The sequence below is a fragment of the Rothia sp. HMSC068F09 genome (assembly GCF_001812775.1).
GTDB lineage: Bacteria > Actinomycetota > Actinomycetes > Actinomycetales > Micrococcaceae > Rothia > Rothia mucilaginosa_A.
This window is the reverse complement of record NZ_KV810419.1, coordinates 261,736-274,734: the sequence shown is the minus strand read 5'-3', so window position 1 is coordinate 274,734 and position 12,999 is coordinate 261,736. Positions and strand designations below refer to the sequence as shown.

Sequence of the window (12,999 nt, the reverse complement as noted above, 5' to 3'; positions counted from 1 at the left end):
GAGCACGGGAAGGTACTCATTTCGCGGCACTCATTAGATATCCATCAGTTTTCTGACTCGCTTTCAGATAAGAAGTCGTCAAACTCGTTGACTAACAGGGGCTATACGGTGCCGGGTGCGGCTTCTGGCGAGAACTCGCGCGCCGTCAGGACGGCTCGAATCTGCTCGCAGCAGGCCTTCAACGCGGCGGCGGGTACCGCCCTCTTGAAGGCGCGGGCCAGGCCGTTCTTCTTCTCAAGAGCGGCCACGCACGCTTCGCTCGGGTGAATCCAAGCGCCTCGCCCGGGCATCGTTCCCGCGGTATCGGGTAGATATCGCGGGGTGCCGGCCTCATCGGAGGCGGGCTGAACGCTCACGATGCGCAGCAGATTTCGCCGTTCATCGCGAGTGCGGCACCCAACGCAGGTGCGAATCGGGGGTTCCGGCTGAGCGGAGGCGTCGCTGGGGACCGGTTGGGTCACGGCTCTGCCCTCCTTATGTTCTGTCGGAGCCCGATACGATGCGCGTTTAATGCCTGAGCCGGAGCGAATCCAGGGCGCGCGAGAGCGTCCGGTGTGTTCCGGCACATCTTAATAGTGTATCCCGTTTTTGATTTTTGTGGGTAAAAATGTGAGGTAGGCGCAGGGCGCGGGGTCTCCCCCGGCGCCCTGCGCCTACCTCCCCTCCGCGGTTTACGCGGATGGATGCTAGTCTGCCTTACTCGGCGTCGGCGGCCGCCTCAACGGCTGCTGCCTCTGCCTCTTCACCGGCCTGCTCGGCGGCGGCTTCCTCGGCGAGGCTACGTGCCACGCGCGCGGCGACCTCCTCCTCGGCACGCACCTGGGCGTACTTCGATTCGGAGAGAATGTCGATGCGCCAGCCGGTCAGCTTCGCGGCCAGGCGGGCGTTCTGACCCTCGCGACCGATGGCCAGGGATAGCTGGTCATCCGGCACCACGGCACGGGCGGAGTACTCGCGCGGGTTCGCGATGATTACCTCGGTGACCTTGGCCGGGGACAGCGCCGCAGCAATGAAGGTTGCCGGGTCGGTCGAGTAGTCGACGATGTCGATCTTCTCGTCGTTCAGCTCGGCGGCCACGGCGCGCACGCGGGCGCCCATATCGCCGATGCAGGCGCCCTTAGCGTTGATGGTCGGGTTCTTTGCCGAAACGGCAATCTTCGAGCGGTGGCCGGCCTCGCGGGCGATGGAGTTAATGGTGACCAGGCCCTCGGAAATCTCGGGGACCTCGTGCTCGAACAGGCGCAGCACCAGGTTCGGGTGCGAACGGGAAATCACGATCGAGGGGCCCTTGGGGCCGCGGCGTGCCTCCACCAGGTAGGCGCGCAGGCGGGTGCCGTGCGGGTACTTCTCGCCGGGAACCTGCTCGTTACCGGGCAGAACGGCCTCGACGGTGCCCAGGTCGACCTGGACCATGCGGGGGTTGTTGCCCTGCTGAACCACGCCGGACACCAGGGTGCCCTCGCGGTCCTTGAACTCGCCCAGCACGGAGGCGTCCTCGGCGTCGCGCAGACGCTGGGACAGCACCTGGCGCACGGTGGCGGCGGCGATACGGCCAAAGTTGTTCGGGGTGTCGTCGAACTCGTCAATCTTCTGGTTGTTCTCATCGAGCTCCGGGGCGAGAATCACGAACTCGCCGGTGGTGCGGTCGATGACGGCACGCGAACCCTTGATGGCGCCGGGCTGCTTCAGGTACGCGAGCAGCAGGGCGTTCTCAACCAGGGTGAAGAGCTCCTCCATGACGAGAGAGCGCTGCTTCGCCAATGCGCGCAGTGCGCCCAGGTCAATAGTTTTAATATCCTCCACGCTTTTCAGCCTTTCCCAGTTAGCACGGCGCCGGGACGCTCTCCGCGCCCCGGCTCCCGAACGGTATATACCCGGCACGGAACAGCCCGTGCCTAGAGCTTTAGTGTCTCTATTCTACCGGTTCAACCGGAGAATTGAAGTCAATTTCGACATGCGCAGAACCGATATTTTCCCACGCAACCAAAGCCGGTTCGTGGTACGACTCCTTCTGCCCCTTTTTGGTGTTCTTCTTACGCGCCAGGACCGGGCCCTCGTCCTGCACCTCGAGGAGGCGGGCCAGGTACTCGGTGCCGTCGGGCGCGGTGACCGCAACCAGGCGGGTGCGGGCGCGCTCCCAGTGGCGGCGCTCCTTCAGCGGGCGGGTTGCACCCGGTGAGGAGACCTCCAGCTCGTAGGGGAAGAACTCGTCGTTCGCATCCGCACGATCGAGAGCACCCGAAATCGCACCGGAAATCTCCGCGAGGGAATCCAGCGACAGCGAATCGGTACGTTCGGCGGTGTAGTCCACCGTAATCTTCACGGTGCGGTTGGCGGCCGGGCCCGAAATCTTCAGGCCCTCCAGCACGAGCGAGAACTCCTCGAGGACGGGGGCAATCGCCTCGGCGACCTCCTCCTCGCGGATCGCGCGGGTGCCCACGCGCACCGGCGCATCCACCACGGGCTCACGCTCGGCGCGGGTGCGCGAGGTGTTCACACCGTTCGCGGCGCGGGATGCGGCGCGGCGAGCGCGCGCATTGGGGGCGCTCTTCTTGGTTCCGGAACGCTTCGGCTTGTACGCCACGGTTATTCTCCCTTGACCTCTGCGATGACCTCGGCCACCGCGTTCTCAGCGGACACCTCGCGAGCCTCGCCGCTACGGCGGTCCTTCAGCTCGAGCACGCCGTCCTTGAAGCCGCGGCCAATCACCAGGATCGTCGGAACGCCCAACAACTCGGCGTCGCCGAACTTCACGCCGGGGCTGGTCTTGGGGCGGTCGTCCAGCAGAACCTGCACGCCGGCGGCCTCGAGGGAGGCGCTCAGCTCGTCGGCGTAGGAGTGAGAAGCCTCATCCTTGCCGGTGACGACGATGTGCACGTCGGCCGGTGCCAGGTTGCGCGGCCAGATCAGGCCCTTCTCGTCGTGGTTGCCCTCGGCGACGGCGGCCAGCGCGCGGGTCACGCCCACGCCGTAGGAGCCCATGGTCACGGTCTGCAGCTTGCCGTTCTGGTCCAGAACCTTCAGGCCCAGGGACTCTGCGTACTTGCGGCCCAGCTGGAAGATGTGGCCCATCTCGATACCGCGGGCCGCCACCAGCTCGCCGGAGCCGTCCGGTGCCGGGTCGCCCTCGCGCACCTCGCAGGCCTCCAGCACGCCGTCGGCGGTGAAGTCGCGGCCGAAGACCAGGTTCACCACGTGCTTGCCCTCGGCGTTAGCGCCGGTCACCCAGCGGGTACCGCGTACCACGCGCGGATCCACGAAGAAGGGGATGCCGGTAGCCGAAGCTACGGCGGCCTCGTCCTCGGAGTGCGCGCCGAGCAGGGGTGCATCCAGGCTCAGGCCGGAGCCAACGTAGCCCTTGACCAGCTGCGGGTAGGCCTTCAGGTCCTCCTCGCTGGCAGCCTCAACCTCGACCTCTCCGCCGATGCCCAGCAGCGCGCCGATGTTGACCTCGACGCGGCCCAGGTCCACGGAGCGGTCGCCGGGAACGCCCACGGCGAAGACCTTGCGCTCGCCGGAGGGGGTGATGACGGTGCCGAGGAAGCACTTGAGGGTCTGCGAAGCCTCCAGGGTGCCCTCGAGCTTCTCGGAGTGCAGCTCGTTCATGCGCTCGACGAGAGTCTCGATGGTTGCGGAATCGGGGGTATCCACGACGAGAGCCGCCGGGGTGGACTCGGTGATCTCGATTTCCTCGGGAACCACGGTGGTCACGGCCTCGACGTTTGCCGCGTAGCCGCCGGCCGAACGCACGAAGGTGTCCTCACCGATGGGGGTCGGGTGCAGGAACTCCTCGCTGCGGGAGCCGCCCATCGCACCGGACTGTGCAGTCACGATGACGATCTCCAGGCCCAGGCGCTTGAAGATGCGCTGGTATGCGGCGCGGTGAGCCATGTACGCCTCGTTCAGGCCCTCGTCGTCAATGTTGAAGGAGTAGGAGTCCTTCATGACGAACTCGCGGCCGCGCAGCAGGCCGGCGCGGGGGCGCGCCTCGTCGCGGTACTTGGTCTGAATCTGGTACAGGTAGACCGGCAGGTCCTTGTAGGAGGAGTACAGGTCCTTGACCAGCAGGGTGAACATTTCCTCGTGGGTGGGGGCCAGCAGCATGTCGGCGCCCTTGCGGTCCTTGAGGCGGAAGAGGTTATCGCCGTACTCGTCCCAGCGGTTCGTGGCCTCGTAGGGCTCGCGGGGCAGCAGCGCGGGGAAGTGCACCTCCTGCGCGCCGATGGCATCCATCTCTTCGCGAATGATGTTCTCGACCTTGCGCAGTACCTTCAGGCCCAGGGGCAGCCAGGTGTACACGCCGGGAGCGGCTCGGCGAATGTAACCGGCGCGAACCAGCAGCTTGTGGCTGGCGACCTCGGCATCTACGGGATCCTCGCGCAGGGTGCGCACGAAGAGATTGGAAAGGCGAAGTACCACGATTCTCCTTGAAAAGGTCGGTAGGTGAAGTCTGGGTGCCTCTCGCACGGGCGGCACGCCCGCCGGAGGGCACAGTCGTCTTTAATTCTATAGCGTTTTCGTAAAGCCCGGGAACGGCGGCGCGGTGCCCCGCAACCGTCCGAGCGGCTAATTCTCAAAGATGATGGTCGAGAACCGGCCAATCGGCACCCAACCGGTGCCGCTGTACAGGGCCACCGCCGCCGCGTTGTAGTCGTTCACGTAGAGACTCAGGTGCCTGTAGCGGCGCTGCAGCACCCGCGAGGCCGCCGCGAAGAAGGGCTTTGCCAGGCCCAGGCCGCGGTAGTCCGGGTGCATCCACACGCCCTGCACCTGCGCGGTGTCCAGGCTCGCGATGCCCGCGTCCGCCTTAAAAATCACGCGGCCGGAGGCGTCCGTCACGATAGCGCACCGCTTCGCGCGAATCAGCCCGTGCAGGCGGGCGCGGTAGCCGTCACCGTAGCGGGCAATCGGGTCGAAGCCCACCTCCTCGGTGAACATGGCGGCCGCCGCGACCAGCAGCCGCTCCTCGTCCTCCACGGTGGCCAGGCGCGCGTAGCCGACGCTCTCGACCGGGCGGTCAAGCTCCAGCGGATCCAGCGGGGGCGGCAGGTTCTCCGGCAGGGAAGGCAGGGGCGCCTCGTAGAGGGCCGAGAGGTCCTCCTCCGGGGGCAGGTAGAGTAGCGGTTGCACGGGCCGTTCCGAAAGCACGCGCGTGCGCGGATCGTAGACATCGCTCAGGCTCGGCTGAATCAGGTGTAGCAGCGGAACGCTCGAGGAAGGCCTCTCCGTCTCCTCCGCCATCTGCTGCATCCGCTCCCACAGGGGCATCACGTAATCGCTCTCGCCAAAAATCGAGTCCGTGCGCCCCCCCACCTGCAACAGCAGCTGGGCCAGGGCGTCACGGTGCAGCGCGCCGATGCTCCCCTCCTCGGCGCAATCACCGCCTCCGGGAACCTCCTCGTAGGCGCAGCACAGGCGCACCGGCACCACATTCGAGCCCAGCAGCACCACGCAGCACAGCGTGTCGCCGCGGGCGCACCCCACGAACCCCTGGTAGTGCTGCAGGGGGATGCACGGAGCCGACTTGGGCAGCGGAACGGCCGCGTAGTGCTCGATGGGGTACAGGTTCGGAATCGGGTCCCCGAAGAGAATCTCCTCCAGGCCGTCGCGCCAGTGGGTGTCCAGGACGAACACCTGGTGTTTCAAGGGGTCGTGCGGCTCGGGAATGGGAGGGGCCTCCTGTGTGTGCCGCGGCCTGCGGCGGAAGGGAGAGCGGGAGAAAAAATGAGTGAACATGAACGGATAACGGGTGAGAGTGAGCGGATACACGCGCCCAAAAGCGCGTACTCCAAGAATACGCTGTCGCCGCCGGGCAAAGCACCTTCGGCGACCTGGTTTCTTCCACGGGACGAAGAAAACAGCCGGGATGAAGAAAACAGCGAAGGCGCCCTCGCGTGGAGGACGCCTTCGCGTGCATGAATTTTAGGGGTTAGGGGCTAACCGATTAGCTCACCGAAACGGCCGGGGAACCCTCGGGAACGTACTCGCCCGAAGCTTCCATCTCGGCGGCGATGCGGGTTGCCTCCTCAATCAGAGTCTCAACGATCTGATCCTCGGGCACGGTCTTGATGACCTCGCCCTTCACGAAAATCTGGCCCTTACCGTTACCGGAGGCCACGCCCAGGTCAGCCTCGCGAGCCTCACCCGGACCGTTCACCACGCAACCCATCACGGCCACGCGCAGCGGAACCTTCATGTGCTCCAGGCCCTTGGTCACGTTCTCGGCCAGCTCCCACACGTTCACCTGCGCACGACCGCAGGAGGGGCAGGACACGATGTCCAGCTTGCGGGGGCGAAGGTTCAGCGACTCCAGAATCTTCGAGCCCACCTTCACCTCCTCCACCGGAGGAGCGGAGAGGGACACGCGAATCGTGTCGCCGATGCCCTCGGACAGCAGAATACCGAACGCAACCGAGCTCTTAATGGTGCCCTGGAACGCAGGACCGGCCTCGGTCACGCCCAGGTGCAGCGGCCAGTCGCCGCGCTCAGCCAGCTGGCGGTACGCCTCCACCATCACGACGGGGTCGTTGTGCTTCACGGAAATCTTGAAGTCGTGGAAGCCGTGCTCCTCGAAGAGCGAAGCCTCCCACACGGCGGACTCCACCAGAGCCTCCGGGGTGGCCTTGCCGTACTTCTCCAGCAGGCGCTTGTCCAGCGAACCGGCGTTCACGCCGATGCGCAGAGAAACGCCGTGGTCCGAAGCCATCTGCGCGATTTCCTTGACCTGGTCGTCAAACTTACGGATATTGCCCGGGTTCACGCGCACGGCACCGCAGCCAGCCTGAATAGCGGCGTACACGTACTTCGGCTGAAAGTGGATGTCGGCAATCACCGGGATGCGGGACTGCTTGGCGATGATGGGCAGAGCCTCGGCGTCCTTATCGGTCGGGCAGGCCACACGCACGATATCGCAGCCGGCAGCGGTCAGCTCCGCAATCTGCTGCAGGGTCGCGCCAATGTCGTGGGTCTTCGTGGTCGTCATCGACTGCACGGAAATCGGAGATTCAGAGCCAACACCCACGGAGCCCACCTTGAACTGGCGGGTTTTACGGCGCGGCGACAGAACCGCGGGAGCGGGCTTCGGCATACCAAGGCTGACCGACAAGGTTTTCCTCCATACATGAGTTGTGAAAGACGGTTATGCGTCTTTCTTTCAGCTTTTTATTGTGCCACTGACGCGAAAGAAACCACTAATACGGGTACCCTTACCGCGCGTAACATCACATCTTTTAGGCAGTGCGAAGAGAGCGAAACTTCCCCTTTAGAAAAGGGTGATCGGTTTGACGACGTCGGCGATAATCAGCACCACCGACATCAGGATGAACGCGCCCGCCACCACGTAGGTCAGCGGCAGAAGCTTCACCGGGTCGAACGGGCCCGGATCCTTACGCCCGGTCAGACGCGCGAAGAAGCGACGCGCGCCCTCCCAGAGGGCGCCCAGCACGTGGCCGCCGTCCAGCGGCAACAGCGGAATCAGGTTGAACGCGAAAAGCATCAGGTTCATATTCGCCACCAGCGAGACCAGCATCGCGGCCTTCGACTTCAGGTCGATGCGGTCGGTGGCCGTCACCTCACCGGCAATGCGGCTCACACCCACCACCGACACGGGCGACTCGGCGCTACGCTCACCACCGGTCACCAGGGTCACCGCCAGATCCCACACGCGCTGCGGCAGCGAAAGCATCGAGGTGCCCACCTTGGCGAGGGTATCCCCCACAATTCCGGGGACCTCGGTAATGGAACCGGGCACCAGCTCGCTCGACGGGGAAACGCCCACGAAACCGCCGCGGGTCGTCGCAATCGAACCGTCCTCGGCACGCGCGTACTGGCCCTTACCGTCAGAGACCGGGCGAATCATCTCGACCGGAGTCACCGACAGATCCAGGCGCTGACCGTTACGCTCCACCGTCAGGGTGCTCGGGTGGGAACCCGCCGCACGAATCGCCGAAGACACCGCCTCCCACGAACCCGTCGACGTGCCGTTCACGGCGACCACACGGTCACCCACCTGCACACCAGCAGCCTTAGCGGGCGAGGGGGTGGACTTATCCGTGCACTCGCCGTAGCTAATCGAATCATGGGTCACGCTCACGCTCGGCACGCACTCAGACACCGCCGAAACCTTATTCGTCACCTGCGCCGTACCGAAACCGCACACCAAAATAGCCGTGCAGACCACACCAATCAGCAGGTTCATGGTCGGGCCGCCCAGCATAATCACCATGCGCTTGAGCACCGGCAGCTTATAGAACAGGCGGTCCTCGTCGCCGGGCTGCATGCGCTCGGCGTCCGCCGCACGCGCCTCCTCAGCCAGGGATGCGAAGGGGCTCGTACTCCCCGAATGACCCTCCGTATGGTGCTCCTTCACCTCGGTGGGGCTCGGCGGGTACATGCCAATCATCGAAATGTAACCGCCCAACGGGATCGCCTTGAAACCGTACTCGGTCTCGCCGCGGCGGAAAGAGAACACGGTCTTACCGAAGCCAATCATGTACTGCGGGACGCGCACATTGAACAGCTTCGCGGGCACCAGGTGCCCCACCTCGTGCAGGGCAATCGAGACGGCAATGGCGATTGCCATGAGGATAATGCCCACAGCGTACAGCAGGATTTCCACGCTTTTTCTCGTTTCGGTTCGGGGATACGAAGCTTCTAGGATACTCGCTCAGCCTGGGAAGGTGCCCTCCCCCGCTTTCTGGATGGGCTGGCGGGGTATATGGCTGTGGAGGGGCGGTGTTCGTCCTCGTTCCTACAGGGGCACCCGCCCTCGCTTCGCTTCGGGCCCCCTGATGTCACTACGGACGACACCGCCCCTCCACGCACGCTAGGCTACCCAAGGTGGCGCGCCGTGTTTTCCGGAAGCGCCCTCAGGGTGTCACACGGACGCTCTCCGCAGCGAAGCAAGGAAGAGCGGAGCGTCCGGGTGACGGGTGCCCCTGCGTAGGCGCGGAGGAAACATGCGGCGTGCCATCCCAACTAGCGAAGCGAGGACGAACACCGTCCCTCCTGCAACAGCTGTACTTCTCACAAAAGCAGGAAGAAAGCCGTCTCCTAGTTGCCGGTCATACCCAGCAGCTCATTCGCGCGAACGCGAGCCCAACGCTCCGCGTTCAGCACCGCCTCCAGCGTCAGGTCAGCGTCGGAGACAGCCTCGGCGCTGCCGGTGTGCTCCTCCAGCACGCGCGCCACCGAATCGACAATGTCGGTAAAGCGAATCGCGCCCGCGTGGAATGCCGCCACGGCTTCCTCGTTGGCTGCATTGAATACTGCCGGGTGGGTGCCGCCGACCTTGCCGGCTTCCTTAATCATGCGCACGGCGGGGAATGCTTCCTCGTCCAGCGGTTCAAAAGTCCAGGATGCAGCCTTCGACCAGTCACACGCGGGCACGGCGCCGGGGATGCGGTGCGGCCAGGTCAGACCCAGCGCGATGGGCAGAACCATGCTCGGCGGCGACGCCTGCGCGATGGTGGAGCCGTCCACGAACTGCACCATGGAGTGCACGACGGACTGCGGGTGAACCGCCACGTCAATACGGTCCAGGTCCACGCCGAACAGGTGGTGCGCCTCGAGCACCTCGAGCGCCTTGTTGACCATGGTGGCGGAGTTGGTGGTGACGACCAGGCCCATGTCCCAGGTGGGGTGTGCGAGCGCCTGCGCGGGGGTCACGTCGTGCAGCTGTTCGCGCTTGTAGCCGCGGAACGGGCCGCCCGAGGCGGTGAGGATGAGACGGTCAATTTCGGCGTCGGTTCCGGAGGCGAGCGCCTGGGCGATGGCGGAGTGCTCCGAGTCGACGGGCACCATGGGGGTGTCCAGGGGCGATGCGTCCACGGCGGCGCGTACGAGCGGGCCGCCTGCGATGAGGGATTCCTTGTTGGCGAGCGCCACGCGGTAGCCGCTGTTGAGGGCGGTGAGGGTCGGTTCCAGGCCGATGGAGCCGGTGATGCCGTTCAGGACGGTGTCTGCCGGGTGCGCGGCGGCCTGCACGGAGGCTTCGGGGCCGTGGGCAATCTGCGGGGTGTAGCCGGTGACACCGGCTTCGGAGGCTGCCGCCTCGATGAGTTCGCGCAGGCGCTGTGCGTCTTCGGCGGTGCCGCTGGTGGCGACCAGTTCGGCGCGCACGTGCACGGCCTGGCGGGCGAGCAGCTCGAGGGAGCGGGAGCCCGCCGAGAGGGCGACGACCTTCAGCGGTGCGTCTGCGGCGGAGGCGCTGGTGCCCTTGAGTGCGGCGAGGTGGTCGATGACCTCCATGGCTTGGGTGCCGATGGAGCCGGTCGAGCCGAGGAGGGTGACGCGCTGCGGTGCGCGGGTGAGTTCTGTGAGGGCGTCGGTGAGGCGGTCGCGGTTGCCGCCGACGCGTTCTGAGGATCCAAACTTCATGGTTCTAGTGTCTCACGAGCTCGCGGCTTCGCTGCGGCACGCTGGCTCGCCTCAGCGTAGAAGGCCTCAGTACAAAAGACCTCAGTACAGAAGACCTCAGCATAGAAGAATCCCCCACCCTGTCGTCCGGGGCGGGGGATTCAACACATCATGTTTTAGAGCAGGTCCTGCAGCAGCTCGATGCAGCGGTCCAAGAAGGCGTCCACCTGCGTCTCGTCGTAGCTGACGGTGCCCGATGCCGGGCGGAACATTGCGTGGCGCACGACCGAGGGGTCGAGGGGCTCTTCGCTGTTGAGCTGGGCGTAAACGTGGTCGCAGACGGCGTCCACATCGCCAACGAAGTAGCCCATGTAGCGGCGCTTGCTGGGGCGGCGGAATCGTTCGCCGGCGGGACGCTCCAGGCGGCCGGCGAGCAGCTCACCGGTCTCCACGAGGGAGCGTTCCCAGTTGTCCAGGCCGTACGCCTCGATGTAGCGGCTGCGCTCGAGCTTGGCGAAGCGCTCCTCAATCTTTTCGAGGGCGCGATCAACCACGTCGAGCTTGTAGCCGCCGGGCTCCTCGCGGAAGATGACCTGACGAATCCGTCGGGAGGTGTAGAGATCTTCGGGGAGCTCGGCTGCTCCGCTGAGCTTTTCGTAGTCCTCGGCGAGGCGGGTGAAGAGGCGGTCTACTTCGCTGCGCTTGTAGCCGGGTTCGGTTTCTCCGGCGCGGGCAAATCCGCCTCCGCGGGTGGTGCTGGCCAAGGTGACTCCTCTCAACGATTGAGCTTTAAGAATACCAACGTCGAGGCCTCATCGTGCAAGAACCTGCGGGCCATGTCTCAGAAGCGCACCGCGCATCCGCCGCCGTGCCCGGTGATGCCTATGCAGACCGACCGGACGCGCGGGACCCGGTACGAGCCCCCAGTGCGCAAAAGCGGGGTGCCCTTCCCCCACTGTGGGAGAGAAACACCCCGCTGAGCGTCACGCCCTTAGAGGGGCATCACGAAGGCGAAGATGAGGCAGCCGGCGGCGGCCGCGAACAGAACCGAGTCGAGGCGGTCCATCATGCCGCCGTGGCCGGGTAGGATATTCGACATGTCCTTCACGCCCATGCGGCGCTTGAAGACGGATTCCACCAGGTCGCCGGCGGTGGAGGCAATCACCATCACCGCGGCGAAGGGAATACCCCAGAACCAGGGCGAACCCATCACGGCAAAAGCGATGGAAGCGACCAGGGCCGAGCCGACGAAGGAACCGGTCAGGCCCTCCCAGCTCTTCTTCGGCGAAATTCGCGGCGCCATGGGGTGCTTGCCCCAGTTCACGCCGGCGATGTAGCCGAAGGTGTCGTTGCTGACGGCCATGAGCAGGATCATGAGGATTCCCTGCACGCCGTGCTCGCTCCGGAAGTACACCATCGCGGTACCCAGCATGAGGGGAATCCACAGCACGGCCAGCAGGCCGCCGGCCCAGGACCTCAGCGGCGACACCCTGCGGTCGGCCCGAGGAGCATACGAAGCCAACAGAAGCAGCAGCAGGGTCGCGCCCACCGCAAGCCACAGCCCGCCGAATCCCGCGGCGTAACCGCAGGCCACCGACACCGTCGAGAGGACCCCCAGCGGGACGGCGGGGATGCCGTAGCCGCGGCGGGTGTTGAAGACCGTAGCCACTTCCCAGACGCCTATCCCGACGGCCACGGCGGCAAAAGCCACCAGGACAGGCTGGATGAAAAGGCCCAGCACCAGGACGAGGCCGAAGCTCACACCCACGCCAATGGCGGCGGGTAGGTTGCGACCTGCCTTGGAGGCGGGCTTAGCGTTCTCAGACGTAGTGTTCATTCTCTGTCCCCGGTTGGCGGGGCAGAGCGGCGTGCGCTGCTGTCCCTTCCTTCGCTTCGTTGCGTGTCGTGATGAGGATTTAGACCTCGAGGAGCTCGGCTTCCTTGTGCTTGTACAGAGCGTCGATCTGCTCGACGTGCTTCTTGGTCAGAGCGTCCAGATCCTTCTCGGCGCGTGCGCCCTCGTCCTCACCGATCTCGCTGTCCTTGACGAGCTTGTCGATGGAGGTCTTGGCGTGGCGGCGCACGTTACGGATCGAGATGCGTGCCTCCTCAGCCTTCTGGTTGACGAGCTTGGTGTACTCCTTGCGGCGCTCGGCGGTCATTTCGGGCATGACCACGCGAATTGCGGCGCCGTCGTTGCTGGGGTTAACGCCCAGGTCGGAGTCGCGCAGTGCCTTCTCGATGGCGGCCAGGGCGGTCACGTCGAAGGGAACGATCTTGACGGTGCGTGCGTCCTCAACGTTGAAGGACACCAGCTGCTGCAGAGGGGTGGGAGCGCCGTAGTACTCGGCGGTCAGGCCGCTGAAGATGGCGGGGTTCACGCGGCCGGTGCGGACCTTTGCGAACTCGGTCTTGGTTGCTTCGATGGTCTTTTCCATCTTCTCGCCGGCTTCGGCAAGGATTTCTTCGATCACGGAAGGATCTCCTTAGTCGTAATTCTGGTGTGCAGAATTGTCGGTGGGGCGCGTTCCTCACCCTCCCGTTTCTCTGCCGCACGCACTCCGGGGCGTCAGGCCCCAAATATGCGGAGGAGGCATGAACACATACGAAAGATGATGAACGCCGTGGTTTCTATCAGTTTAG

11 protein-coding genes are annotated in these 12,999 nt (G+C 65.1%); all 11 read right to left on the bottom strand.

Going from position 1 to position 12,999, the window contains the following annotated elements:
* Positions 1-101 precede the first annotated feature (101 nt).
* The 11 genes from HMPREF2874_RS03340 to frr all read right to left on the bottom strand — a co-directional run bounded on the left by HMPREF2874_RS03340 (position 102) and on the right by frr (position 12,830).
* Positions 102-461, bottom strand: coding sequence for a YlxR family protein (locus HMPREF2874_RS03340; RefSeq protein ID WP_070648938.1), 360 nt, complete (start codon positions 459-461; stop codon positions 102-104).
* A gap of 235 nt (positions 462-696) precedes the next feature.
* Complete coding sequence (gene nusA / locus HMPREF2874_RS03335) at positions 697-1,803, bottom strand: transcription termination factor NusA (RefSeq protein ID WP_049332800.1); 1,107 nt, start codon at positions 1,801-1,803, stop codon at positions 697-699.
* 109 nt (positions 1,804-1,912) lie between these two features.
* Complete coding sequence (rimP, locus tag HMPREF2874_RS03330) at positions 1,913-2,584, bottom strand: ribosome maturation factor RimP (RefSeq protein ID WP_070648937.1); 672 nt, start codon at positions 2,582-2,584, stop codon at positions 1,913-1,915.
* 2 nt (positions 2,585-2,586) lie between these two features.
* The gene (locus HMPREF2874_RS03325) at positions 2,587-4,419 is read right to left on the bottom strand and encodes a proline--tRNA ligase (protein WP_070648936.1); all 1,833 of its coding nucleotides are present in this window, start codon (positions 4,417-4,419) and stop codon (positions 2,587-2,589) included.
* A gap of 147 nt (positions 4,420-4,566) precedes the next feature.
* A complete protein-coding gene (locus tag HMPREF2874_RS03320) occupies positions 4,567-5,634 on the bottom strand; it encodes a GNAT family N-acetyltransferase (RefSeq protein WP_246823759.1) in 1,068 nt (355 codons plus the stop codon).
* 310 nt (positions 5,635-5,944) lie between these two features.
* Entirely contained in the window at positions 5,945-7,087 is a 1,143-nt protein-coding gene (ispG, locus tag HMPREF2874_RS03315; protein WP_070648935.1) for a flavodoxin-dependent (E)-4-hydroxy-3-methylbut-2-enyl-diphosphate synthase, read from the bottom strand.
* A gap of 174 nt (positions 7,088-7,261) precedes the next feature.
* Entirely contained in the window at positions 7,262-8,617 is a 1,356-nt protein-coding gene (locus HMPREF2874_RS03310) for a M50 family metallopeptidase (RefSeq protein ID WP_070648934.1), read from the bottom strand.
* A gap of 434 nt (positions 8,618-9,051) precedes the next feature.
* Positions 9,052-10,377, bottom strand: a complete 1,326-nt coding sequence (gene dxr / locus HMPREF2874_RS03305; protein WP_070648933.1) for a 1-deoxy-D-xylulose-5-phosphate reductoisomerase — start codon at positions 10,375-10,377, stop codon at positions 9,052-9,054.
* 155 nt (positions 10,378-10,532) lie between these two features.
* Complete coding sequence (locus HMPREF2874_RS03300) at positions 10,533-11,120, bottom strand: cell division protein DivIVA (RefSeq protein WP_049332813.1); 588 nt, start codon at positions 11,118-11,120, stop codon at positions 10,533-10,535.
* Positions 11,121-11,347: 227 nt separating this feature from the next.
* Positions 11,348-12,193 (bottom strand): phosphatidate cytidylyltransferase, encoded by an 846-nt coding sequence (locus tag HMPREF2874_RS03295; protein WP_070648932.1) that lies wholly within the window; start codon positions 12,191-12,193, stop codon positions 11,348-11,350.
* A gap of 79 nt (positions 12,194-12,272) precedes the next feature.
* Positions 12,273-12,830: a ribosome recycling factor gene (gene frr, locus HMPREF2874_RS03290; protein WP_049332817.1), complete on the bottom strand. Its 558-nt coding sequence runs from the start codon at positions 12,828-12,830 to the stop codon at positions 12,273-12,275.
* Positions 12,831-12,999: the final 169 nt, after the last annotated feature.

Coding starts and splice junctions, on each gene's coding strand:
- ispG (WP_070648935.1), bottom strand. CDS start 7,087: ATGCCGAAGCCCGCTCCCGCGGTTCTGTCGCCGCGCCGTAAAACCCGC.
- dxr (WP_070648933.1), bottom strand. CDS start 10,377: ATGAAGTTTGGATCCTCAGAACGCGTCGGCGGCAACCGCGACCGCCTC.
- HMPREF2874_RS03295 (WP_070648932.1), bottom strand. CDS start 12,193: ATGAACACTACGTCTGAGAACGCTAAGCCCGCCTCCAAGGCAGGTCGC.